Below are 25,915 nucleotides of genomic sequence, written 5' to 3' on the forward strand. Positions count from 1 at the left end.
TATCAAGTGAAAAGATAAATCGTTTGATAATCTTATTTGAAAAGGATGGTTTTGAAATGGCGAATTATACAATTGAAGAAAAAGACAGTTTTATCGTGTTAGGTATCGGAACAGAGCTTAAGAGTGACTACAGAGACTTTGCTGGTATCACCAAGGAAAAAGCCGACTTTTGGCATGAAGTTAAAGAAGATGGAAGACTTGCCACTTTGAAAGAAATCGCCACAAATAATTACATTTTTGCGGTAAACGAAGCAGTAAATAACAAAATGATGCATTACGCTGGCGTAATGACAGAGAAAACAATCCCTGAAGCAACCAGAGTCATCCAGTTCCCTGAGGGTCCATATCTAGTAGTAAAAGGTGAAGCGGAAACGGCTGAAGAATTAAGCCAAACACTTACTGGCATAGCCTTTGGTCAGGCTTTAGCAGAAGCAACGGATTATGCCTATGTGGGTGGCCCAAATACTTCGGTTGAAATGGGACAGCGTGACAACGTAGTCTTTGGCGAAATGTGGATTCCGGTTGTTAAGAAATAAGTGGAGGGATGGAAATGTCCTATATCGTTGATTTTAAAAATGTATCTACAGTTGGTTTGGAGTCTTCACCAGTAGCTGATGCACTAGCTGGTTTACGCGCACATGAAGCTCGATACTTTATGAACAAATATAAGCATCCATTTACCGTGATACCAGCTAGCGAAAGCCAGGAGAACCTCGACTATGTGAACAGAGTATTGAAAGAAGAACGTGATATTGAATTTGCGGCTAAACCGTTAGAAACATCACGTTTTCAAGTAGAAAACATTAACTGGACCTATGTCTTTTATGAAGATGGTCTTGGAGTGAATGTTTTGTATACGATTGATGACCCTAAGAAGCGTGCCGTTGGCTTTAAGCTATCTGAGGGAATGGAGGTTCCAAAAGAGTTAGAAGGTAAGTTTAAGTTTGCCAGACAGAAGTCTAAATTAGCTGGAACAATTCGGGGCTCGTTTTTTGTCATCAAAGGTGAATATTAAAGTCAACACATGCAGCACCTCTCTTTTGATTGGGGGTGCTGTTATTTTTTGGCTGTTTTCGCAAAACTTTGTTGTTTTTATATCGTTGACTTCCGCTTCAGGTGGACGCTTTCCGCGGGCGTGGCTTGAGCCTCCTCAACGAAATGTGGAGGCGGCTTGCACAGAAACGAGAAAATTTGGCCACTCCGACAAAGAGGCGTAATTTGCCTCTGAAGGAGGAGTTGAAATTTCTCGAGTTTCTAGCCGCTGAAACTGGAAAAGTCGCTTCTGCTCCTGCGGGGTCTCAAGTCTCACGCTTTTCCCGCTGGACATTGAATTTGCTTCTTTGAAATTTCCCACGCACGAAGAAAATGTGAATACATTTTCGAGGAGTCGCCACCTTACGCTCCAATCAACTAGGTTTGCATTATTATGCAACAATCTTTTAGAAAAAAGCCTATTTTCTCAATGAAATCTCTAACATCGACCTACTTCTAGATTTTCTTGATAAAGAAGATAATTTGTATATACATATTCGCCATTTCTTCTGGTGTTTCAGTCAGGTTATTTTCTAACCATTGTTCGATTAACCCTAAAAATGCTGAAATAGCAAAAGATGAGAAATAATCTTTGGGGATCGTCACGTGATTAAAGAACTCTCTATTTTGTTCCATTTTCTCAACAAAGTGATTCATGAAAAATTGCTTAAGACGCTTTTGAAATCCACTTAAGTTATTCGCCCCTAGAAAGGCTTCAAATAAGTGTGCATTCTCTTGAATATAACGAAATACCTCAATAGAAAGTGTAGGAATTTCTCCCTTTTGTGCGACTAAAAGCATGTCCTGGGGCTTTATACGCTGCAAATGTAATTCAAGTCCTTCAAGCAAACTATCCTCCATTTGAGCAAGTAGATCATATTTGTCTACATAATGTAAATAAAAAGTTCCTCTATTGATCTTCGCCTGAGTTGTTAGATCTCGAATGGTAATATTCATAAAATGTTTTTTCTGTAGTAACTGAAGAAAGTTACTTTGGATTTTTTCTTTTGTTTGTTCATTCATTTCACTATAGATTGATTTCACGCTACTTCCTCCCTACCACTGAACAGATTGAAGAAATGTGTTCATTGCTTTCATTTTAACAACAAAATAAAATAAGTAACAAGGCAATCAACACAATGTTGAGTGGTACAAAATAGTGGAAATCTACATGCCCTAGACTTCTAGCCCTACAATAAAAATCTGAGGTGAATATCAATGAAAAAATCTTATATATTGATGATCGCAGCATCCATCGCTGCACTATTTATGATTTTGAAAGCTTTTTTACTTAATGAAGATATCAAATTCTTTTTACTCACATTCTTTGTGATTGGTACAGGTCTAGCCTTGCTTCGTCTTTTTGTTAACAACTCCATCAAGAAAATGAAGGGGAAAAGTATTCGAACCAAAATCCTATTCTTCGCGGTATTGCTTGGCTTTGGACTTCCGTTTCAAGCTTGGTTTAGAAAGAATGTTCTTTTCAGCATGGATTCTTCGTATTTAGTTGAATCCATTACGATTATGGTCATTGGTCTAATCTTTATGACAACCTTCTTTGGGTATGTAAGTGATAAAAGAATCAAACGAAAAACAGTAGAAAATCGTATTACAAAAATGGGCTATTCGGAGGAATAGAAATGGACTTCGAACTAGTAAATAAGCGCTTAATATTGGGTATTAATCCAAGTAACAATATCGTGACATCTTAAAGCACATACTATTGAACTATGAGATTAATAATTAAAATTGAGGAAGAACAGCACTCCGCAGCTTTTTTTAAATGAAAAAATAGGCAAACATATGCAATTAATGTTTAAACGTGCATATGTTTGCCCTTCTATTGTGTCATATCTGTTTTTCTTGTTCAATGTGATTGCTTTTTCACTCTGATTTTTCTTAAAAATCTTCTTCCCACGAATCTTTTGCATCCAATAGCCTTTGTGATAAAAACTCGTAAAAGTCGTGTGCTGTGTTGTAGTCATCAAGTCCACCATGTCTGTTCCACGCTATTACCGGACACTCACTTTTTTCCATTTTGCTTGTATATAGACAATATACATACTCTCCAGCATTTTCAATAACAACTAGATCTTTTTCCAAACCTAAATCCCAATACCTCATTGTATCAATAACAACAGTAGCAATATTGGACTTAGCAACTCCTAAAATATCTACACCAAATAAACCACCTGAACCATATGTAGTTAAAAACCACTTATAACTTTCTGGGAATTCAACCCCCAGTTCTTCTTGGACAAAGTTGATTTGACTATCGTCAACACCACCTGTAAAGTCATCTGATTCCATATGTTCATTAATAAAATTTATTAATTCTACTTTATCCATTCAAAGTACCTCCTTTTACAACTCAGCTTTATCTATTCGTTTAGCTCTACTTTTCACAAATAAACACTTGATACCACGATTAATCAAGTGCTTTAATTTTACTTCTATATTGTATTTCGTTTCTAATTGTATCTATAAGCCGTTAAACTATAAATTATATAAATCTATGTATTCTGCAGTACCTATAAAGTACAACTTGTAGGCATTCTTACTTATAAAATTAACAATATTATCGTTCTTAGTATAATTAAAATTATAAATTAAAATTATCGTATTGTATTTTGATTTTAATTCTATGTTATTGTACTGCTTTATTATTTGGTTATCGTACGAAAAATCCAACAAAAGTTTTTCTATATCATCTTTAGCATTAGGAATCCAATCTTTTTCAATTAAGTCCCTATTATAATAACCTAGATTAAAATCTTGCTCAAAAATAGAAGGGATACTATCTCCACCTTCACTATATTTGATTGCTGTGTACTTTTCGAATTCTTCCTTGTCATTAAAGCATCCTAACCATAAAGATACGTCATTTTTCAATTTTTTATCTCCTTAAAACCTTCTAGTAGATTATTCACTTAAAGAAGTGCAGGTTTCAAAGCAGCACATAACATTGAATCAAAACTTTCGAAGGATTGGATTAACGTTCTAGAGGGTTTATCCAATTCAACGTAATTATTTTCTTTCGAGTCGTAACAATACCACGCTGTATCAAACTATATTAGCCATATATTCGCAATTTCTTGATACAGTTGTTCCATCTTTTTAGTCTCCATCGTTCCTCCTACATAATAAGTTTTTCTACTTTGGTATTTGTCAACATTTATTAATTTGAAGGATTGGACTATCAAACAAAAAAGCACTTGTTGCCTAGAGACAATCAAATGCTTATTGTTATTGACTAACGTAATATTCACATCATATACTAAATATATTTTTTATGAATTTACTCGATTGGTCCTAAATTCAGCAATAATAAGAATATGTTCTCTTAATTTAACTTTTTTTAGATTCTCTACTTTTTCTGCTCCACCTAAGCCTAATAGTGGGGTACAACCTAAACATTCATCATAGGAAGGTTCACCGTATTTCCTAATCGCCTCTGGAAAAGGTTGCCACATTAATTCATCGTTCATAAACTCATTATCTTGAATGTCATCAAAAAAGAATTCAAATCCGGATGAAACAACATTAACAAAACCTTTCCTATAATTTAATAAATTTACATACTTATTTTTTCCCCAAACTATAATATCACCCATTGCGGTTGTAAAAATGGGAATCGCTTGCTCATGCCTTACATAACTTCTCTCTAAAATATCTAAATAATCGTCTGGATTAATTATTTTTAAATACCCATTTGCGATAGTACCAAAACCATATTTTTTCCATGTTTCTATTAATTCTTCAGGTAGTTTATTCGTATATTTTAAAATCATATCTTTATCAACTTTTTTATGTATTATAAAATCGCTAAGTATAGTTGCCAATTCAGCTGCCCTCCTCCCCATTTTTCTCCTTAAACAATGTATCATCGTAATTCTGTAATTCTTCCATAAAATCTTTTTTTATTATAGCTTAAAGGCACAATAAAAGGCGTTGGTTCACCACCAATGTCCTCCTTTACTACATTAACATATGTTGTCTGCGCAGAATGAATACAATAAGAAAGACGATCAACAATGATCGTCTACTTAACAGATTTATCAAAAGATGATTTTTTAAAAAAATTTACTTACAAAAGTACAGTTTTCAACGCATCATATAACATTGAATCAAAACTTTCAAAGGATTGGATTAACGTTCCAGAGGGTTTATCCAATTCAACGTAATTATTCTCTTTCGAGTTGTAACAATACCACGCTGTATCAGAATCACCAAAAAAGATATATTGTCTTTGCCAATCATTTTCATACCAAAGCTCATTCGTCTCAATAAACCCATGAACTTCTTCTTCTACATCCTGTTCAAGCAATCTCTCATCAACACCATAGAATACTAATCCATTAAAATCTAATCCATTTATTTCTTTTAGAAAATTAACATATGTATCAGGTAAAACAACGTTTTCAAATTTTTGATTAACTTCATTTTTCATCTTTATAATTTCTTCCTCACTTGCTGGATTTCTAAGAGTGCCTCCATATTTTTCTTCAATTTTTGCTAATACTTTAAATAAGTCTATCCATTGAGACATCGCAAAATCTTCCCTTCTACCTAAAACGATAGGGTTGATTAATATACTGTTTTACTTTAAGTATTCAGCTTCCCATTTATCTTGTTTTTCTACTGGGCTAATCTCAGAAAGATTTTCATATCCATAATTAATCTTCATTTTTCCTGTGTTTTCTAAAATAAAGGTTAGATTAGTCCATCGTTCTTGTTCTTGCTCCTTGAATTCCTCCCATAATCTTGAAAAACACTTGTATAGTTCATCCTCCAATTCTTCTAATTCATCTTCATCAATTGTAAATAAATCTACTATATCAAGGCTATAAATAGGTTTATCTCCAGTTTCAGGGAAATAATAGAAATAAACTTTTTTATATCCTTCTCTGTATTCAGCGTATAATAATATTTTTTTCCATTCTTCAGGAACTATATTAACTAATATATTCGCAATTTCTTGATATAGTTGTTCCATCTTATTAGTCTCCATCTATGTTCTAAACACTCTCTCCATAGCTTTATGCTACATATAATTGCAATTATGATTTACCAATACATGGCTGCTAGATTTAAGAATCTTATATAAAGTAATAACACTTGATGTCTAAAAGACTTTAAAATGCTTTATATTCTACTTTAACCCTAACATGATAAGCACTTTGTAAAATATTAATCTTGTTTAACTTATATGGGGTATTTTCTAATGTAAATCAAACCCCTTAGTTCTTTTTATTCTTCACTATTATAAACTGATGCTAAAACCTAGATGAGTTTATAATAGATTAATCCATATTATCTATTGCCTCTTGAAAGCTATCTTGCAAATATTCATCAAAGGAATCATATCTTTTTATCTCTCTTTTACTTACGTCATCCCATCTCACAACAGTATACTCTTCCAATGTATTTAAGCAGTATACAAACTCATCAACATTCTCTATTACAATATAATTATTTGGCAAACCCAATTTTCGATAACGAACTGTACCTTCAACAACTGATGAGTATTCTGGTCCTTCTACACCAAGTATTTCAACACCACAAATACCGCCTGAGCCAAATCGTTTTACAAATCCCTTATATTCCAATGGGAAACTTAGTTCTAATGCTTCTTCTGCCTTTCTTATATCCTCATCCGAAACTTCCCCAAAGAAGTCTCCTTCTTCAATAAACTCATGAATCATTTCTAAAAGCATATTATTCATCTTAAATCACCTCAATCTAGATTATTTGAACGCCATTTCCAGTATTTCTTCCTAAAATTATTGAATTGTTTATCTAGGACTTCGTCATTTCTAAAACTATCACCATTTTGTATTAAACCATGTAATATTTTTTTATATTCATCATGGGTCGTTGCAACTATTTCTACTAGATTTCCTGATTCTTTTTGAATTAAATGATGAAGTTCTACTTGAACTTCTTGTCCATTCTTATCAATTACATATGGTGCACGGCCTTTTGCGGTAAGTTGCTTATTCGACATACCCCTAGCCATTGGATGTTTCGGCTTGTAATCCCATTCTATATCATTTATCTGATAAACTCTTCTAGAGATATCCATTTCTTTTCCGCCAACTTTAACAGTTCCTTCTATTTCTAAAGCCTTATAATTATCACCTAGCCACTCAAGTTTAATTTCACTTCCTTTTAAACTCGAGGATTTGGTATTCGTGCCGCTAGTTGCACCTTTAACATCCACTTCATCCACCTGCGAACTTTTAATTCGCTGGATATAATCCTTTGCCTCACCAAATGCATCCTTAACGGTTTTATTAACTACTCCTACACCTGCAAGTGCCTCTTGTCTGATTTGTGGAATCGGAATGTCTCCAATTCCTTTCTTCACTTTATCAAACCAAACCTTTGTTGCAGCGATTGGACCTTTTACCACTTCATTATACACGGAGCGGAATGCTTGTTGAACCCTTTTCGGATCTAGGACGTTTCGTATTTTCATAAAAGCCTCGGGTGATTTTGCTAGGGAAGGGAGACCCGCTTTTACACCTTTTACGGCTGCTTTCCCTCCAACACCAGCCGCCTTTGCAGGTGGGACAAATGTCAGTGCGAGAAATCCTACAGCCAGTACACGATCTCCTGCTGAAAGTTTCTCACCGGTAATGGGATCATACTCACTAAATACTCGCTGGATGTCATACCAGCCAACAAGTTCCAGTAAAAACTCTCCTACTTTACCAGACATCTTTTGTTCATCGGTTTTCATATTTGCAGCGGTCAGCTTAATTAACTGTTGGGCATCATCAAGTTTGCTTTTGTATTTCTTAATCGAATATTTTAAATCAGCTTCTAAATTATGTATGGAGCCAGGAACCACTCCTGGGAAATTAGCAAGCAGGGAAGAAAAATGCCAATTTATCGCATCTAAAGCATCGTCACATTCCCGCTCTGCTTTTCCAATTTGACTAGCAAAATCCTCTAACTCCTCGGCCTTAACTTTAATATCACTCATCGCAGGGCCTCCGCTTTAGCTAGTAATCTTCGAATCTCTTTGTTGATTTCTTTGATCAACAGCTCACCCTGATGATTGATTTTGTTCCCCGTACTATTAATCTCCGCTGCAATTTCCTCATACGCATCTCTTGTTTGTCCCTTCCATTGATGTGCATAACATCCGTGTGCAGACCGATAAATCTGTTTGCTATTGCCCATTCTGCTTAATGCCTGATGAATATTCGAACGATAGCCTTCTAAAATATCAACCATCATTAAATATTTTCTACGTTGCACTTTCCTCTCGATTTCGTCTATAAGCTCCATATTCCTCTCCTCTTTGGCAAATGTTCATATTGTAAACTTTACCAGCAAGGAGTTTGTTTTTTATGATTCAAAAGACACAAATATACATCCAATACAGAGGTCAAAAGGGCTATTTTTTATTTTTTTAAAAAATTTTTAGAACAAAGTGACTAACAATATGTAATTTACAAAATAATAATTTATAGTGCCACAAAATAGTATGTTATTTCATTGTTATTTACCTTTTTTTGATTCATAAAAGGTTTGTTTAACAAAAAAAGCCGAGGATGCTCGACTTTTTGTAGGTTCTTAACAACCTTTAATCTGCAAAGATTAAAAATCAGTATACTTTTTATTATTTCCAAAAGACCTTTCAACTGGATACTTTTGTCTGTTCTTAATAAGTTTATCCTTAATGGCTTTTTCCAAATTGATATCTAGCTCATCAGCCATTAATAATGCATATATTACAACATCTGCTATTTCATCTGTTATATTACCGATTTTATCAACTACAACTTCATCACTTGTTTTCCATTGAAAGTTTTCCAATAATTCACTGGCCTCAAGCGAAAGAGAAATAGCTAAATCCTTTGGATTGTGGTATTGTTTCCAATCCCTTTCATCTCGGAACTCAATAATTTCTTCAATTAATGAATCAAAGATGGATGTTTCAAAATCAAACCCCTCCTCCTTTAATTCTTGATAGATTTGTTCGGCTTCTTCATATTGTGATCCAGGAACAACTAATGAAACATAGGATGTTGCATTCCCATGTATATCCTCATTATCACTCCATTGTGTTTGCCAATCAATTTCAGGGTAGTGTTCTTTTAACTCTGCAACGATTTTGTCAATTCTACTATCATCACTATTAAATGAATCTAAGTATTCCACGTTCAAACCCCTTTCTTTACAACAGATTACTTTATAACATTGTATTTAAAAGATGTCCCCTACCGATAATCAGTTCCTTCTTCAGCGACCATCGCATTTCCATATTCGATTTCACGCCTTTTGTAAAGTTCCATTAAGCGTGCTCTTAATTTCCTATCACTTGCAAAGATAAAAAGACCCTTAATGCCTCGTTTTAATAGGATATTTATTGAATTCAATATAATTTTCTCTTTTACACTTTCTGGATCATCAAATTCATCTCTACCTCTGAAGGCTTCTGTGTCTTTGTAGTTTTCTGTTAGGATTTTCAATTCATCCTTTTCCTCGTCATACGAAACGGATGGACCAAGAATGACACCCACATAATTTAAGTCAAACCCTTGAATGGTATATATTGAACCTGCCTCTCTTATTGTTTCTTTCCTTTCAGCCCAAGTGGTATCTCCTTCTGTTGTATTCCAAGGAATCTTTAATTGATCTTCTTTTATGTAGTACGTTTCGCCATCTTTCTTATGAACATAATCAAAAGTAGAAACAATTCTTGACAGTCCCAATTCTTTGTTCTTTTCCCGTATTACCTTATACATGGTAGCTGCCGAATCAAAAATTCGAAAATCAAACTCTTCTTTACTAGGAATCGGAGTAATCTTTTTCTCGACAAAATGATCAATCCACGTAATCATCTTAAGGCTAGCGCGCATCCTAAATTGATTTTTTAAGATATATTCATCAGAGTTACGGTTATCAACTAGGCTTAGTAACTTCTTTTCGTCCCAGTAGCTCTTCATTTTTAATACTTGCTTATCATCATAGACGATAATAACAACCTTACTATATTTCATAATTTCTTCGAGATGGTTATTCTCTTTAAAATTATTGAAGCTATCAGGCCGAGTCAATAACAAATGAGCCTCATCAACAAACACAATATCGGCCTTTTCATTGGCTTTTTTACGTTTATTAATAAAAGAAGTAGGTTTGTCAAAATTATTTTTTTTGAGTGCTTTCACTTTACCCGCGATTTTATGGTATGTTTTTAACATTTCACTATGGTTCACTAATAGAAAATTATTCGTACTGTAGAGGGCTGAGGATTTCTCTCTAGTTAGTTCCTGTATACGATTAAAAACGGCACTCAATACAACGCTCTTCCCCGTACCCGCTTCTCCTTTGACAAGAAAAACAAAGGGTTTATCGTCGTTCACATGGTTTTCACAGACTTCTATAATCTTTTCTTTTAACTCAATTTGTTCAATAGATAACTCTTTAAAAGGCGATAGCTTAAAGATATCTTTATTCTCGATAACCTCTCTAGAATGAGTAACATAGTTTTTTTCTTTTAACTTATCCCAGATTTCATTAAATAACTTTTCATTATAAAAAGGCTTATCGTAATAATTATGGCTAATACTATCCGCTGTCTGACTCTTATTCTGTAGTTTATAACTTTCATCTGCTAGAAAATAATTGATTAGCTTTGTTTCAATATTATAGGTAGCAGAGCGATTAAATTTTTCATGTATAATCAATGTCATCCGATCCAATGTTTTTCGTTCCGGATTATTCTTATGGCTTTTCATCCGATTTCGAACCGCTACAGTTTCTCCAATGTAGACCATCGTATTATTATTTAAGAAATACACAACAGGATAATCCGAATACGACTTTTCATTTAGTGAATCTATTGAGGACTGAGTAAATGGCATTGTTTCTATTAGTAATGTACTCATTTGGAAATTACCTTTCATGAACTTTTTATTATTCTAACCGGAAATCTTTGATACGAAATACCACAAAAAGTTTCATACATTTCTACTCGTTCGAGGTATCTTGCTCACTAGACGATTTATGAACCCTCGTTTGGCATAAGAATATTTTACCATATCTCCCATATATGATAATAAACATAAATTAGCGTTCATTTTCTATAGTTATCTATCATTTACCAATGAAACATACTGATTCATACACCTACATTACAATTGATGTTATTATATAGATATTATATACATATGGAGGATCTTATGAAAAAACTAGTCAAAGTAGTTGCTGCAATCATTGAGGATGAACAAGACAGAGTCTTATGTGCTCTACGCTCACCAAGAATGTCCATCCCGAATCAGTGGGAATTCCCAGGTGGGAAAGTAGAAGAAAATGAGGATATCTTTTCAGCATTAGAAAGAGAAATTCAAGAGGAACTTGGGTGTGAAATTGAAACATCAAAGACCGTATTTAATGAAAATGTTCATGAATATGATACTTTTACGATTAGTTTGATTTCAATAAAATGCAAGATTACAAATGGTATTCCGGAAGCAAGCGAACATTCAACCCTCATTTGGTTAAAAAAAGAAAATCTAGAATCTTTGAAATGGGCACCGGCAGATATTCCAGCAGTGCATCAAATAATATCGGAAAAATAGTCTTCTCGTAATGAGAAGACTATACTCTTTTTGTGAATTCAGTATAAATATTCGGAGGAAGTTCATACTCTAGCTCCATCTGTACTGTAATTGGTTTATTTCCTTCATAGTGTATTGTATTGCCCTTACCTATATAAATATAAGGTTCAACCTTTCCATCTATTTCTTTATATTTACGAATAAATAAATGGAGATTTACTCCTCTTTCCTTATTATAAATAATATCTTTTCCACGTTCTGATTCCTGGGACGTATTATTAACTGACTGCCACTGAAATTCTTGAGTGTTAATAAACTTGTCTTGATAATTAATACTTTCCTTTATATCGGCTTCTTTATGTAAGTCCACAAATAAGAAAAATTCCTTACCATTTGCCAATAGTCCAGAGCCTCTAAACGAACTATGGATTTTTCGATAATTAGAAAGTAAAGCTGCGTCAATCATTTGATATTGCTCATATAATTTGAAATGTGGAACTCCGTAATATGAACGTTTAAATTCCTTTTCATAGCGATAGATGCCATATGAAATTACATCGATGATATATTTTTGATACTCCTCATTCTCTAACAAGTTTTCAAACAATGGTGTTTTAGAAAGACGGTTATTTTGATATGTAAATAACTTCGGCTTCGTCCTTTTTTGAACACTATCATAATAGTCTTGATTTAGGTACTCAAATGCATGAAGGATACTATCATCATCAACATCTTCTACCATTTTTAAGATTTCATTCTTAGCAATCTGAAGATCAATAAACTCATGTTCTAACAAATAACGGATGATAACAAATTCATAAACCCTCTTTAATGGCAACTTACTTGATAATTCCTTCATCGTCCCATCAAAATCTTCATTCAATAACAATTTCTTCAGATATTCATCCTTTTCAACCTTCGCGACAAATTGAATATAAGATTTTTCACGATTAATAAATTTAATCGGATCCGGAGCTCCATCATACTTGAAATAATCTAACAAGAAGAATGGAATTCGACCTTTATTTAACTTTTTAAATTCATTATATTCTTCTTTCAAATACTTCATGGAGTTGAAATTTTCTCGATCAATTTGTTCGAGTATTCGTTCTTGTGAGATTCTGTCCATTTGAATATGAGTTGCACCTGGAATATTTGCGAATCCAGTCGCTACGGCCACTTTGAGACTTTCTTTATCATAATACCTACTACCATTAAGAGCGATTGCTATTAGGAATGTCTTAGTGTGATTCCCAATAAAGTCAAGAACAGTTAAAAAACTCTTGTTCCCAAACTTACGTAACCCTCTACCGAGTTGTTGAATAAAGACAATAGGTGAATTTGTTGGTCTTAGCATTAATACAGTATTAATTGAGGGAATATCGACACCTTCATTAAAAATATTAACTGTAAAAATGAACTCTAAGTTATCTTGGTCATCTTCTAATTTTTTCATAAACTTTTCCCGTGTGTCAGGCGAATCTTCATCAGATAAACAAACACTGTTGTACCCTCTTTTATTAAATTCACTTGACATGTATTGGGAGTGTTCTTTATTCACACAAAAACCTAAAGCCTTTCTCTTTTCACCATCATGTCCATAAAACTCCATCTTATCGATAATAAAATCTACTCGTTCATTCACTTTTAATCTACGAGTCACCTCAGCTAAATCGTCAATACTTATATCGCTTAAATCTATTTCATCTATATCAGTGATCCCAAAGTAATGGAATGGAATGACGAGTTCATCATCTAATGCCTCGTGTAACCTTACTTCAAGAGCCACATTGTGATCAAATAATTCAAAGACATTTTGATGATCGCTTCGTTCTGGAGTTGCGGTCATTCCAAGCATGAATCGAGGTTTAAAGTAATCAAGGACACTCTGATAGCTTGAGCTAGTTGCATGATGTGCCTCGTCGATAATGATATAGTCAAATTCATCTCTTCTATACTCATGAAAACATTTAGAAAGGGTTTGTATCGTCGAAAATAAATAATCTACGCTCTTATCTTTATAATTACCTGTCAATAATCCAAATGTGATCCCTTCATTTGGTAATAGCAATTCAAAGGTTTCTTTCGCTTTTTTCAATATCTCTTCTCTATGTACAATAAATAATAATCTTTTAGGCTTAAAACTTTTCACATCAAAAGCAGACATATATGTTTTACCTGTTCCAGTAGCCGCAATTACTAATGCCTTTTCTTCACCAAAACTCCGAAGACGATCAAGATTTTCGGTTGCACGCCTTTGCATTCGATTAGGAACAATATACTGTTTGTTATGTTCATATATCATTTGACTTGTATTTTGGTTTTTTCTAAAATTCATTAGAAATTCTTCGTATCGTTTGATAAATTCATCATCGGCTTCAGTACTCATATCCCATAGGTTCTTATACTCTTTCAGTACTTCTTTAATAAATGATGCGTCCTGTTTTGAGATAATTTCAACATTCCACTCAATATTACTTTTTAATGCGCTTTGTGTAATATTGGAAGAACCAATGATAACTTTATAGCTGTCCTTATACTCAAAAATATAGGCTTTGGTATGAAAACCAATCTCTTTGTCTGTAACATAAACTTTTAACGCTATATTTTGAAATGTCTTTAATTTTTCTAAAGCCTTTGAATCCGTAAAATTAAGATATGTGGAAGTGATAATTTTACCATTAATACCTTTTTCTTCAGCCTCTTTAATGGGTTCTAATAACAGTTGTAAACCACTAAAATTAATAAAAGCTACACTAAAATAAAATCTTTCACAATCTTTAATGGATCTAATTAATTCATTCAACAAATTTCCTTTAGCCGAGTTGATAATTAATTTATTTTCTTTTTCTATCATAGCTTTTCCCCTTGTTTCTATACGATTTAGGTAGACATAGATAGTAAAATTGTACCATTTTACACATAATTGATCCAGTCGTGATAATACTGAACACTGAATGGCTTGGTCCACCCTATTCGAGTAATATTTATGGAGAAAATTTATATTCCACCGAGAATTATTGTCCAATGGCATACTCTACCCTTGGACCTTAAGTCTTTCCTCAAACAACTTTTTCTTCGCAGCAAAATCCAAATCAAAAACTGGAGTCTCAGGTTGTTTATCCTTATCGAGCCATTCCGGGACGAGTTCACTTCGTACAGGTTTTGCAATGGTTTTCTTCTGTTTCTGCACTTTAAAAACAAGTTGTGCATCTAGAATTTCCTTTACTGTTCGATATCCTTTGCTAATCCAATCTAAAAGTATAGACTCTACATAATTCCAGCGGTTTGAACCATTTTCTAACGCCAGTTTCTTAGCTTCTATGACGATTTCACTAGAAAATTCAGCACACCATAATTTAATTTTTTTGGCATAATAGTCTCCGATTTTCCCAAATCCATTTTGTTCAAAAATTGAAATGGGGCATTTTCATTGTCATTAGCTTGTTTTGAAGAAGAAGTCTCTGATGTATTCTCTGTAGTACTCTCTGGTATTGCAGTATTCAGGGTGGGCACATCCTCTGTCCAGTTTGAACCCATCGTCTGCTCATTTTGAACAGATGGGCTGTCCAGTTTGATCATATCGTCTCCTCTTTCTGGACATTTGGATTCGTCCACTATAGCAGATGAGCAAATCTCAATTTCTGCTTGACCGTCAACATTATATAGTTTGTTATTTTCAAAACACTCTAGTTCATTCAAATTTTCATATTTAATCGTGTACCATTTCGTGTGGTCCATTTTCATCTTGTTAAAATTGTTGGAAGTAATTAAGCCGCTTTTTTCTAATTTTAAAATGGATCTTCTAATTGTGCTTTTTGATAAATATGGAATTTGCTCTCTAAGTTGATCATAAGTGAAATACACCCACTTACGATCCTCTCGTATTTTAGTGCTTCGTTTTATCCAGTAATACCGCTACTGAAGGATAATACTTTCATTTAAGCCGATTGTAGTGGCAAGTGTGGGGATAATGAGCAAGGGTTTATCATTTAGTAGTAATTTCCGTTCATGGTTAGTTGCCATCCTTTATGTGATATTTTATTTACGGGGTTTGTTTATATACTGATATATGAATGCGTTTGCATTTGTTCCGGAACTGAATATTGCAAGATGCACATAGCCGTTCGTTCGTATTGCATCGTATTGAAACGTAGCTTGATGGCGTCATAGACTCGATTCAAATGCTGCCAGCAAGCATGAAGGCTGAATCGACTTATGAATCTAATAAAGAATGGACACCTGACTCTTGAGAGTTGGGTGTTTTTTGCTTATATTAAATCGTTCAATCCTAACTACAAATTGTAAAAAAAAGTAACCCCATATTTAAGATCACTGATAAGCAGTTAATCTTTATTATATGGGGGTAATAATTTTATTGAAATATTTATTATCTGATCTTTTTTCGAACAATTGGAGATTTCGTGTTTTTTCCTCCGTTCTCCCCACACTTCTCCCACTTACATAAATTTTTGATCAATTTCTTCATTCCTTGACGTCTTACCATAATACATTTCTTTAAGTTCTTATTTGCATAGACTTTTTATGCAATCTCAACTTCTAATTCTTTTCAATTGCAACACTCATTGGTATACTTGATCAAATTACATAAAGTGTAAAAGTGTTGTTGATTTATCTGTTAATCTTGTATTTGTAATCTCCCTGTTTATGTTCTTTATACTTAAAAAATAAAAAACTATTTACATACTTCATAAATACTAAGTAATTAATTCCAAAATTTTGCAATGAGTTTTTTTATTGATTTATATTCTTGGCAACTTAGTTTTTGTAAATATTGTATTTATACTAATTGTATAAATATGGTATGGTATATTAAAACTAATTAAGACTATAGAAGTTGGTTGGGTTTTACATATCATTTTAAAAATTGACTAAAGGAAGGTATGTGTATCTTATTTAAAGTTTGTTTAAGTTAAAGAAAATCATTTTAGGGGAGATAATTAATGAGGCGTTATAATCAACATGATGCAGTTAAAAAGGTGTGAGAAATTTAAAGATCTTAATACTAAAGTTACAAAAGTTGGAAAATCTAAAATTGAATCTAATGAGATATTTTAAAAACCAAATATCCTATCGCATTATCTGGAAGATGATTATTTGAAAGTGGTAGATTAAACAACATTGGATATTTTTAGTTTCCTAAAAGATAATGCTAGTTTCTAAGTAATAAGTTATTGGATACCTCTGTAGTTCTAAATAAACAGTGAATATAGTCGAATAAATATTCAATAAAGTAGTTATACTGAATGCTGTTACCTACTTATGGTACTAGCTTTTAACTAAATATCTTTAAAGAATAAGCTAATAGTTTTAAGGAGGATATATATAATTATGAATATAAACCCAGAATCTAAACCAATTTCTGAAATTTTTCCTATCGAAGGTAGTTCTATTTATAATATTCCAATTTATCAACGTAATTATTCTTGGAACAATAACAATATTGAAGAACTTTATAATGATGTTATGAACGAAGAAGCTGGTTATTATATAGGTAACTTGTTAGTAACTCGTATAACAAATACATCTGATTTTGATGTGGTTGATGGCCAACAACGTTTAACAACAATTGCCCTTTTCTTTCTAGCTATACATGAAGAACTAACAAACTTAGAAAATAAATATAAAGATCCTCGTATATTGGGACAGATATATTCATTGAAAGCTGATATAGCTCGTAAGTTACGTACAGGCAAAGGAACTCCTAGAATTAAACTTCTTGAACCTGACGCAGAAATTTTTAGAAACTATTTGCAAGTTCTTGATAACCAACAAAAAGGGAAGTTCGGAAATCGAACTTTTGGTAAAAGATATAAATTTATCCAAGAATTAATTGGAGAAAAAGAAGGTAATAATGGCACAAATACTTTTCAGAAAATTAATGAATTTTACAGTAAATTAAACAATGTTGAGTTATTAAGAATTACAGTTAACGATTTAACAGATGCCTTCTCTGTATTTACATCTTTAAACGCAAAAGGGTTACCTTTAACCCTTATTGACCTATTGAAATCTTATTATTTAAGTGAAGCTATTCATCACTTTTCAGAAAAAGAAGCACTTGAGGAATGGAATAAATTAATTAGTATTTTCTCGGATGATGACGGCGAACCAAATTCGACAGCGGTAACACAATTCTTACAAAATAATTATGATGCTTTTGAGGGTGAAGGTACTTCTTCTATTACAAAACGAGCCTCTCTTAGAAAATATGAAAGACTATTTAAAGATAACGGTTATCCATATATGGACAAACTAATTATTAATGCTAAATTATTTTCTACAATAATACCTAAAATAAAAAGTGATCAAGAAATCGATTATGGGGAAGGGTTAAAAACAGCAATTATTAAACTAACCAAACTCGAAACATCGCCAGTTTACCCTTTAATGGTTTATTTACTAAAAGAGTTATATATAGGAAAAGTTTCTGAAAAAACCGTTGAATCTGTATTTAACTATCTTATTAATTTCTATGTAAGAAGAAATATTGTACTTAAACCCAAATCTTCAAATATTCGTTCTAAGGCCATTCAAACAGTACGTCTACTTCAAGATGAAAATAATTTAGATGAAGTTAGTTTATCAATTACCAAAGATACTCTAGGTCAAATTAGTTCAAGTAACGAGGAGTTTCTTTCTTCCCTTAAGGGATCAGTTTATGATATTTCTCCACAGACAGTGCGTTTTATATTAATCGAACTTGAACGTAAACATGGCCAATTTTTCAATAAGCAGAATGAAGACAATTTAGATAAGTATAACACTAACGGAAAACCTGTGTGGTCCCTTGAACACATTCTCCCTCAAAATACTAATTTAAAAGATAGTTGGAAAGAGATGATTTCACCAGAGGATATTGATTTGGCATCTAATCTCCAAAAGGAAAATATGCATAAACTAGGTAACCTAACTCTCACTGCTTATAATGCGGAAATGAGTGATAAAAGTTTCTTAGAAAAACGCGATTATAAGCCAAAAGAATCAAGTGAATATACTGGGTTACGCACAAAACTTTTTATTAATGAGTCAATTGTTTGTAATGGGGAAGCAATTGAATCGAAAGATACTTGGACAATTGAAGATATAAATGCTCGAACAGAGATATTGGCAAACTTAATTCTTCAAGAATTTTCTTTTAATTAAAGTAAAGGAATCAACATATACAAAAACACCATTCCTAAAATCTTAGACACATATTATTGATGATAAGTTTCGTTGCGTTAGTTGGGTTTCTAATAATTTAGTTAAAAAATTGTCCACTTGGTTATATAGTCGAGTGGACTTTTTTATGCTATAAGAATTGAGTTTACAAAGGTTTGTACTTAAACTAAACCAGCTAATAGTTTGTCAATATTTTTCAATTAAAATATAAAATATCACATGCTATACTAAAAATGTGCATTCAAAAAACCTTCCGTTAGCCTAATTATGGGAGGTTTTTTGTTTTTTAGTTCGATATACTTTCTATGATATATCTAAGAAAGTTGTCTTGTTTTTTAAATGGGCAAATATCCAATGTAAGAGTTTATTAACACATGCTATTACCACTACCTTAAATTGCTTTCCTTCTTCTCATTTCATGTCGTAAAACTCTCGCAATCTTTAGCTCATAATAGCCCCTACTACCATAAAAAAATACAACATTCAGTTTGGCTCGTTTAGCCATGACTGTTATGAACTTTATAGTCTAATAAGCTTTCCGAATTCTACCATTTGAACTTCGAACACTAAATCTGTCACATCCAACGTCATACTCTTTTTTGGCCAATTTTTACATTTTTTATGTTACTTTTAAATTCTGAAACTGAAAGTATGGGACATTTTGATAGATCGAATAATATCCACCAATTAAGTCGTTCTCTATTTCTTTTAGCTGATACAATTTGGCATCTTCAATTATAGAATAGGAAAAACAAATTCTTTGTTTCCAATCTTTTTTTAGATGATCCCGCAACCGATTCTTTAGTCGTTGAGACTCTCCTATATAAAGAAGTGTATTTGTTTCTAAACCTTTAATACGATAAACACCTGCTTTATTAGGAACTTGTGACAACTTTTCCACACCAATAAAGCCAGACCACTTCATTCCCATATAAGTAGACGAGATAGGATTCCCTAGAATTTGTAATGGGCTACTACTTTCTCCCCAAGAAGTATTGCGAGGTTCTGAATCCATCAATCTTCTTCCACGAAATTTACTAGTACTTCCGCGCGATTTTATATAATCTTGATGAAATCTCCCATGATTACAATAAGTAGACTCTCCTTTTTTCTGTCGATAATCCCACAATAGAAAACATTCTAAACCTTCCCGGTTCTCTCTTGCTAAATCTACATAAGTAACTGAACACTCATATTCCCACCCTCGCGCATTCATCCAAGCCCACAATGAAGGTGCTGCTGTATGTGGATCGTTATAAGGCATTTGATTATTCAGAGTGTTTCTTATTAGACCTGTAATTCTTTCACGCAAGTTTCGACCGGTTTGACCAATGTACATAATGTGACTATGCCCGACTGGCTTTATACGATACATACCTGGTAATGAAGGTAATAAACTTTTTCTATCCATTATTTCTCCAAATGAATACCATGTAGACCATTCTAATCCTGCCCAGTTTATCTCTAAATATGAATTACTCATTTTTACACCTTCTCTATTTTATCAGGTTACTTAGATGCTGAAGTTGTTCTCCTATTTGCATTCCTTTTAGTGGAACATAGCAAGGAAATTCAGCTTCTTCAAGTTGAGGAAGTAAATATTGTCTGTATTTTTCACCTGCAAAGAAGTATATATCACTCTTAGCTGGAATTTCTTTTTCAATTTCCTTAAATACTTTTACGGCCCACATTTTCCTTTCATCAGCTTTCATATTGTTTAAGGTTACATCATACGGTGAAATTATGTTATTCTTGTGCAACAAACCATATTTTGCAGATAAAATAAACCAATCATCAAACTGAGATTGCAAAATATATTTATGAATTTTATTAAATAGAACAGATGGCTTGTACATTTCTTGCGCTTCACAAGAGTAATTTTGTTTTTGCTTTGTACAACTGATTAATGCTATTTTTGGGGGCATTGTTAAAATCAACTCTCTCGCTATATTCTATTTTGTACCTACTTAGACCCATCTGATTAATTTATTAGAGCAGCTACCTAAGGACACCAAATTCTATCATATCCATTTTTAATGGAATAATCATAAAGCATGATTATTTTCTTTTGCTTGTAATTCATCATTAGGTTATTGATATCAGCAATTTCTCTTTTTCCGCATAACTCCTCGTTGCGATCAATCAAGCTTTCTAGGAAATACTTTTCAGGTAGCTTATCACTTTTTGAACTATTACATCTATTACAAGATAATACAAGGTTCCAAAGATGATCGGATTGTACGAATGACCAAGGTATAAAATGATCGACGTGGGTTTCTCTCTTTTTTCCGGAAAGTGGCCTTTTACAATAAAAACAATCTGCTTCAAAATGATTAAGTAAAATCTTTTCAAAGGGTCGTAGCGATGATCGTTTTGCGATACTTTCAACCTTTCCAAGTAGATAATTGATGCTTGGAACCTCATTAAGTTCTTCAATCATAGCTGCCATATGATAATTTGTAAGGTATACAATCAATCTTTGATAATTCAACATAAAACTATGAACTACTGGATTAAGCTTTAAGATTTCCTTTTTATGTTCGAAAGCATAAAATGATCCTCTCGTGTCACCATACAACGCTCCGTATACATTCTCCTTCATGGTGGTCTTTACTTTCTTGACTATATTCACTTGTATGGAGTCTGGGACTTTATCAAAAATCATTTCAGAGGGGATTGCATGTTTTTTCTGTTCTTCCTTAATGATGGTAACTACTCTCGCCGTTTTCCCCCTGTTTTGATTGTTCAAATTATGGTGAACAATTAGGTTCCAATAAATCTTTGTAAAGGAATAAGCCAGTTGATCATACGTTAGTTCAAATTCATCGTTAACCTGGTAGATGTTCTCAATAAGTGATTTGATTAGTGCGTATTTATAGGTAGAGGATTTAACCGATTTGCTCGATAATACAATGGTAAAGATCCTCCAGATATCTTCATCGGTTATATAGGCTTCCCTTAGCTCCCCAACCTTTAGATTATGACTCATGAGTCTCCTCCCTGACTTTCAAACAATTACTAGTCCCCAACATCAATTAACAATACCTTCTCCCTGAAGCTTCCCCGCTCTATGAACTTCTTAACACGAATTTTTTCAATTTCATCCATATTCGATCCATGAATTTCGGCAAGGCTTTTAATAACTTCCATTACATCGGCTAACTCCTCTAATGCTTGTTCATTTGTTCCTGCATCTTCATATTCATCTATCTCTTCTAATAATTTCCTTCGTAACTCAATTATGTATTCTTGATCACTTAATAGTCTTGTGCGAAAGCTCTTTCCTGTGGCTTTTATGATTCCTGGTATTTTATCACGCACGAGTTTGTTATAGGCAGGCATACAGAATCTCCCTTTTTTGTATATAAATTCAGTTTAGCATATGGAGAGAGTAACCGGAAGATTTGTACTTTCTACGATCTCCTTTCAATTATTAGCTAATATATATAAATATAAAGATATATTAATTCGTTCTTAAGGAATGCTTTACATTGTAGTTGTATATCTTTTTATTAATATAGGTAATTCGACAGTTATTCTACTTATTTTTCTAAAAAATAACAAATAACTACATAAGTTCACAACTTTCTTTTGAGATATGTCATATAGTGCGCTTCCCTAGGAAATTATCAAACTAGACCTTCAATTTTTCTAGAGATATCTTTAAAAGATTTAGGAAAATTACCATTGATTCATAATTAGCAGTATGCATAAATAGTCCCATCAAATATTCCTAAAATACATAATAAAAAAGAAGAAAACAGAGTTTGCACTGTCTTCTTCTTTCAAGAACCTTTCTATTAAAATTGTTGATAACTCACATTTTTTAATTTTGCATAAAAACTTCGCGCTCAGTCAATGAATAACTCTTCCCTATAATAAGGACTCAAATTCATAAACATCTCCTTGAGCTCTGTTTCATCCACATCATGTTGAAAGATATATTCCAAAAGCTCCTCTTGCTTAGCTTGTCCTAAGCTTAGTCGATAAAGCTGAAGTATTTTCATCAAGCGTTGATATTTATGTCCGTCCTTACTAAATGGGTAGATTGGCACAATTCTTTCTATTTGTATACCCTGATTCTCAGAGAGAGTCCAATATGGTACTAGTTCAGAGGTGTTTTCATTACGCTCACTTTTATTCGCTTGATCGAACATCTCTTCCCATATGACTCTTTCAAATTCAATATTCCCATATTTCTTGGCTATGTTTTGACGTATAGCAAAGGATTTATAGCGATTAATTCTACCTTCCCTTTGTTCCAAGTCAATCGGATTAGATGGTAGGTTCCAGTGAACGATTTTACGACAATAATAATGGAAATCTAGTCCTTCTTGCCCAATCGAGGTGGAAGCAAGTACAAATGGACGGAATGGTGAATTGAAAGATCTCCTGACACTCTGTTTTCTGTCATGTGCCCTGTCTTCATTTCGTTTGTCAGCAAAACCAACAGCATAGCTTGTTCGCATACGTAATCCTGATGGAGCTGTTCCTGTCGTCACTCTTCTCCTGAAACTAGAGAAAGTATCTACTTGCAATGGGGCACTTCGAAACTCTAACGATTCTTTTATCGTCTCAATAAGCTCTTGATTTCTTTCCATCGTATCTTTATGTTTTAAACCACCCTCTTCAAGCAGCATATGAGCATATTCATCGATCATTGCTTGGAAGTTTCCATCTACACAGTATCGAAGTACATTCTTCCAATGGGTGTGTTCTCTATCTTTCGTTGAATACTCCAAATCAACAATCGCAATTGCTTCCTGAGAATTAAACCTATTAAGTACTGATTTGGCAAACATAACGATATCCGTTAAAGATGTTGCGTCAACTTGATCTAGCATTCGTATACCACAAACGCTCGGAGAACCTATTGCCATATTCACCAATACTTCAACTAAATCATCTGGTTTCTTCCCCAAAGTAGAGTATTCCTCTGATAAGAATATTTCCCGTAACTCTTTAAAGTGAAGTGTTAATGCTTTATCGTCTCCATCTTTCGTATCTCCTTGATCATCAACTTCCATAAAACGCTCAGTAGAGAACCAATCCTTCATAACGGGTTCCTTTGTATCAAATAATAGTGGAGCCATAAAATACCATCGTTCATCTATTCTAGAACTTTCTTCTTCCGGAATCTCATTGAGCATTTCCATGATTTTTTCAGTAATCTCCACTTTTATCTCAGCTAGTGTTACTTTCCGATTTAAGACATCCACCGGATCAATTAATTTTGCTAAAGAAAGAGAAGGATAGAGTAGTGTCAGATGATTCATATTAGATGGTGCGTTATCCTTCATGACAAAGCGAATACGTGGCTGTGGGAATCTTCTCTCTGCTGAATAGAGATAATTCTTTTTACTTTTACGTTTTTTCTTATTAGGTATCTTTTTTATCATTTCACCAACCGTTAAACGCTCCGCTTCATAAGAAAGTAACGTTGCAATTGATCTAGGCACCATTTCCCAAGCAGAAAACACTAACACTTTTGAAAATTGTTGATGTCCAGTATAGCTACCTCCAAACTCGTAGTATGGCCGCGATGGCGGAACCCATAATAATCTCTCTGCCCCTTGAGGCAACGCAATTTCCTTTAATTTTAATAGTCTAGCATTTACATCAGGTATTTGCTTATAATGATCAATGGCTTTTCTCTCAACCCATAGTCCCTCTTTATTTGCTAAGGACACTTTGTCAGGATGATGGTTGAAATACTGCGAGATTTTCTGTTTCAATTTATATTTATCCATAAAAGACATTAAATATGGTGCAGATTTCACATATTCTACCGGCAGTTTATCATTTAATTCCGCGTCTTGAAGCAGTTGATCCATATTTATATAGGATCTTACATCTTCATGAGAAACCTCTAATTTCTCTACTCTTCCTTTAATCAATTCACTTGCGCCTTCTGCAAGCATTCTTTCGGTTCGAGCTATTCCTTTATAAAGCTGCTCCTCTGCTTCTTGCTTTTTTGCATTTAAAATAACTAAATCATGATGTGTAAACTCACTTAATGCAGTGGAGTAATCTTTCCACACTGTTTCAAACTCCTGCTGTTGATCTGGTTTTTTCTCAAATAAGAAATTTGTGACCTGAAAAAATTCCTTGTAATGATCATCGCTACCAGACTCCTGGATTTCCTCCAACGTCGAGTACATTTTATAAGGCGTCGCCGAGAGCAGTAGCGTTTTCACTTCTTTTTTTGATGAGTTTCCACTGTTAAAAAATTTCTTTGCAAGAATTGCGGTCTCACTTTCACTTTCTGTATTAATCAACTCCGAAAATCGTTGGAATTCATCCATAATCACCAAATCTGGTTCCATCATCTTCACACTGATTTCAGCCATCATTTTTCGTAAAAAAAGAATGACCTTTTTTGAGCCTTTTACTCTTGCATCAGGATAATTGTGTTGCTTTATGAGTTGACAAACTTCTTGAAGTTCATGATTAATAGTAGGGTTGTTATCAAATGCTTGTTTGATTTGTGAGAGAATCGTTTCCATGTATTCCCCATGACTTATCTCATCGACAGTCAAGACTCTATCCTCAAAATAGTTCTTTAGCCAGTTCCAACTAGATTTGGCCTTGTCCATCATGAACCAATCTAACTCTTCAATATGTTCTTGAAGTTCTTTGTGTCTTTTTAAGAAAGCAAACATCAATGCCCTTTCATTTGCACTCCCAAATCCGGTAGTCATTTCAAACGATGTCATCGGTGTTAAAGGAATTAATTGAATATATTTTTCCTTTAGCTCTTGATCATACTTATCTTCAAAAATTCTAAGGTGCTGCATAGATAACCGATTATTTGAAGCCTTTTCTACCTGTACATTCTGATCAATCATTAATTTTTTCAAATTCTGGCTAGCAATGCCCTGATTCGAACAAACATACACAACCTTAAATAAAGGATCTTCTACTATTTCCCTATGGTACCGAGCGGTCTTGGCAATTACCCCTTTAGCTATTAATGTTTTGCCAAGACCTACTTCATCAGCTACAAGTACACGGCTATAGTTATGGGTAAAAAGATAATGAATTCGTTCAACCGTGGCTCTTTGGAAATCCTTGAGTCCTGAAAGAATTTCCTTTTCTTTCTGTTCCAGATTTATCATTTG

At 33.4% G+C, this 25,915-nt stretch carries 24 protein-coding genes and 1 pseudogene; 5 read left to right on the forward strand and 20 right to left on the reverse strand.

Features of this window, described 5'->3' with window-relative positions:
• The first annotated feature begins 56 nt into the window (after positions 1 to 56).
• The gene (locus AC6CHV_RS02405; protein ID WP_341331478.1) at positions 57 to 536 is read left to right on the forward strand and encodes a GyrI-like domain-containing protein; all 480 of its coding nucleotides are present in this window, start codon (positions 57 to 59) and stop codon (positions 534 to 536) included.
• A 14-nt stretch (positions 537 to 550) separates the two neighbouring features.
• Complete coding sequence (locus AC6CHV_RS02410; protein ID WP_341331477.1) at positions 551 to 1,015, forward strand: DUF8821 family protein; 465 nt, start codon at positions 551 to 553, stop codon at positions 1,013 to 1,015.
• 473 nt (positions 1,016 to 1,488) lie between these two features.
• On the opposite strand, the gene AC6CHV_RS02415 is transcribed toward AC6CHV_RS02410, so the two are convergent.
• Positions 1,489 to 2,076, reverse strand: a complete 588-nt coding sequence (locus AC6CHV_RS02415) for a TetR/AcrR family transcriptional regulator C-terminal domain-containing protein (RefSeq protein WP_498078009.1) — start codon at positions 2,074 to 2,076, stop codon at positions 1,489 to 1,491.
• Positions 2,077 to 2,250: 174 nt separating this feature from the next.
• Here AC6CHV_RS02415 and AC6CHV_RS02420 point away from each other — a divergent pair, with 174 nt between their 5' ends.
• The gene (locus tag AC6CHV_RS02420) at positions 2,251 to 2,670 is read left to right on the forward strand and encodes an MFS transporter permease (protein WP_498078010.1); all 420 of its coding nucleotides are present in this window, start codon (positions 2,251 to 2,253) and stop codon (positions 2,668 to 2,670) included.
• 261 nt (positions 2,671 to 2,931) lie between these two features.
• Here the strand turns inward: AC6CHV_RS02420 and AC6CHV_RS02425 are convergent, their stop codons facing one another.
• The 10 genes from AC6CHV_RS02425 to AC6CHV_RS02470 all read right to left on the reverse strand — a co-directional run bounded on the left by AC6CHV_RS02425 (position 2,932) and on the right by AC6CHV_RS02470 (position 10,937).
• The gene (locus tag AC6CHV_RS02425; protein WP_498078011.1) at positions 2,932 to 3,381 is read right to left on the reverse strand and encodes an SMI1/KNR4 family protein; all 450 of its coding nucleotides are present in this window, start codon (positions 3,379 to 3,381) and stop codon (positions 2,932 to 2,934) included.
• A gap of 147 nt (positions 3,382 to 3,528) precedes the next feature.
• Positions 3,529 to 3,924 carry an immunity 22 family protein gene (locus tag AC6CHV_RS02430; RefSeq protein WP_341331475.1) on the reverse strand — a complete coding sequence of 132 codons (396 nt, stop codon included), beginning with the start codon at positions 3,922 to 3,924 and terminating at the stop codon, positions 3,529 to 3,531.
• A 398-nt stretch (positions 3,925 to 4,322) separates the two neighbouring features.
• Positions 4,323 to 4,823: a T6SS immunity protein Tdi1 domain-containing protein gene (locus AC6CHV_RS02435; RefSeq protein WP_498078175.1), complete on the reverse strand. Its 501-nt coding sequence runs from the start codon at positions 4,821 to 4,823 to the stop codon at positions 4,323 to 4,325.
• Positions 4,824 to 5,119: 296 nt separating this feature from the next.
• Complete coding sequence (locus AC6CHV_RS02440; protein ID WP_498078012.1) at positions 5,120 to 5,581, reverse strand: YrhA family protein; 462 nt, start codon at positions 5,579 to 5,581, stop codon at positions 5,120 to 5,122.
• 51 nt (positions 5,582 to 5,632) lie between these two features.
• Entirely contained in the window at positions 5,633 to 6,043 is a 411-nt protein-coding gene (locus AC6CHV_RS02445) for an immunity protein YezG family protein (RefSeq protein WP_498078013.1), read from the reverse strand.
• 292 nt (positions 6,044 to 6,335) lie between these two features.
• Positions 6,336 to 6,758, reverse strand: a complete 423-nt coding sequence (locus tag AC6CHV_RS02450; protein WP_498078014.1) for an SMI1/KNR4 family protein — start codon at positions 6,756 to 6,758, stop codon at positions 6,336 to 6,338.
• Positions 6,759 to 6,769: 11 nt separating this feature from the next.
• Positions 6,770 to 8,023, reverse strand: coding sequence for an HNH/ENDO VII family nuclease (locus tag AC6CHV_RS02455; RefSeq protein WP_498078015.1), 1,254 nt, complete (start codon positions 8,021 to 8,023; stop codon positions 6,770 to 6,772).
• Positions 8,020 to 8,331 (reverse strand): hypothetical protein, encoded by a 312-nt coding sequence (locus tag AC6CHV_RS02460; RefSeq protein WP_498078016.1) that lies wholly within the window; start codon positions 8,329 to 8,331, stop codon positions 8,020 to 8,022. The genes AC6CHV_RS02455 and AC6CHV_RS02460 overlap by 4 nt, the downstream gene beginning before the upstream one ends.
• Positions 8,332 to 8,643: 312 nt before the next feature.
• Positions 8,644 to 8,976: a MazG-like family protein gene (locus AC6CHV_RS02465; protein ID WP_498078176.1), complete on the reverse strand. Its 333-nt coding sequence runs from the start codon at positions 8,974 to 8,976 to the stop codon at positions 8,644 to 8,646.
• A 290-nt stretch (positions 8,977 to 9,266) separates the two neighbouring features.
• Complete coding sequence (locus AC6CHV_RS02470; RefSeq protein WP_498078017.1) at positions 9,267 to 10,937, reverse strand: DNA/RNA helicase domain-containing protein; 1,671 nt, start codon at positions 10,935 to 10,937, stop codon at positions 9,267 to 9,269.
• Between the two features lie 294 nt (positions 10,938 to 11,231).
• Here AC6CHV_RS02470 and AC6CHV_RS02475 point away from each other — a divergent pair, with 294 nt between their 5' ends.
• A complete protein-coding gene (locus AC6CHV_RS02475) occupies positions 11,232 to 11,630 on the forward strand; it encodes an NUDIX domain-containing protein (protein WP_498078018.1) in 399 nt (132 codons plus the stop codon).
• Positions 11,631 to 11,649: 19 nt separating this feature from the next.
• On the opposite strand, the gene AC6CHV_RS02480 is transcribed toward AC6CHV_RS02475, so the two are convergent.
• From AC6CHV_RS02480 to AC6CHV_RS02490, 3 genes are all read right to left on the reverse strand, one after another.
• On the reverse strand, positions 11,650 to 14,466 hold the full coding sequence (locus AC6CHV_RS02480; protein ID WP_498078019.1) for a DUF3427 domain-containing protein: 2,817 nt from the start codon (positions 14,464 to 14,466) through the stop codon (positions 11,650 to 11,652).
• A gap of 180 nt (positions 14,467 to 14,646) precedes the next feature.
• The gene (locus AC6CHV_RS02485; RefSeq protein WP_498078177.1) at positions 14,647 to 15,030 is read right to left on the reverse strand and encodes a DnaD domain protein; all 384 of its coding nucleotides are present in this window, start codon (positions 15,028 to 15,030) and stop codon (positions 14,647 to 14,649) included.
• On the reverse strand, positions 14,931 to 15,476 hold the full coding sequence (locus AC6CHV_RS02490) for a hypothetical protein (protein WP_498078020.1): 546 nt from the start codon (positions 15,474 to 15,476) through the stop codon (positions 14,931 to 14,933). Before AC6CHV_RS02490 ends, AC6CHV_RS02485 begins: the two co-directional genes overlap by 100 nt.
• Positions 15,477 to 16,961: 1,485 nt before the next feature.
• Between AC6CHV_RS02490 and AC6CHV_RS02495 the strand changes: the two genes are divergently transcribed.
• Positions 16,962 to 18,776 (forward strand): GmrSD restriction endonuclease domain-containing protein, encoded by a 1,815-nt coding sequence (locus tag AC6CHV_RS02495; protein ID WP_498078021.1) that lies wholly within the window; start codon positions 16,962 to 16,964, stop codon positions 18,774 to 18,776.
• 321 nt (positions 18,777 to 19,097) lie between these two features.
• On the opposite strand, the pseudogene AC6CHV_RS02500 reads toward AC6CHV_RS02495, so the two are convergent.
• The 6 genes and pseudogenes from AC6CHV_RS02500 to AC6CHV_RS02525 form a co-directional block, all read right to left on the reverse strand.
• Positions 19,098 to 19,235, reverse strand: a pseudogene (locus tag AC6CHV_RS02500) (IS110 family transposase); the annotation flags it as partial.
• Between the two features lie 178 nt (positions 19,236 to 19,413).
• Positions 19,414 to 20,277 (reverse strand): GIY-YIG nuclease family protein, encoded by an 864-nt coding sequence (locus AC6CHV_RS02505; protein WP_498078022.1) that lies wholly within the window; start codon positions 20,275 to 20,277, stop codon positions 19,414 to 19,416.
• Positions 20,278 to 20,290: 13 nt separating this feature from the next.
• On the reverse strand, positions 20,291 to 20,719 hold the full coding sequence (locus AC6CHV_RS02510; protein WP_498078023.1) for a DUF6884 domain-containing protein: 429 nt from the start codon (positions 20,717 to 20,719) through the stop codon (positions 20,291 to 20,293).
• Positions 20,720 to 20,796: 77 nt separating this feature from the next.
• Positions 20,797 to 21,783, reverse strand: a complete 987-nt coding sequence (locus tag AC6CHV_RS02515; RefSeq protein ID WP_498078024.1) for an HNH endonuclease domain-containing protein — start codon at positions 21,781 to 21,783, stop codon at positions 20,797 to 20,799.
• A 29-nt stretch (positions 21,784 to 21,812) separates the two neighbouring features.
• Positions 21,813 to 22,136, reverse strand: a complete 324-nt coding sequence (locus tag AC6CHV_RS02520) for a nucleoside triphosphate pyrophosphohydrolase (protein ID WP_498078025.1) — start codon at positions 22,134 to 22,136, stop codon at positions 21,813 to 21,815.
• Between the two features lie 509 nt (positions 22,137 to 22,645).
• Positions 22,646 to 25,912: a helicase-related protein gene (locus AC6CHV_RS02525; RefSeq protein WP_498078026.1), complete on the reverse strand. Its 3,267-nt coding sequence runs from the start codon at positions 25,910 to 25,912 to the stop codon at positions 22,646 to 22,648.
• Positions 25,913 to 25,915: the final 3 nt, after the last annotated feature.

This window comes from Ferdinandcohnia sp. GQ5, from assembly GCF_059759275.1.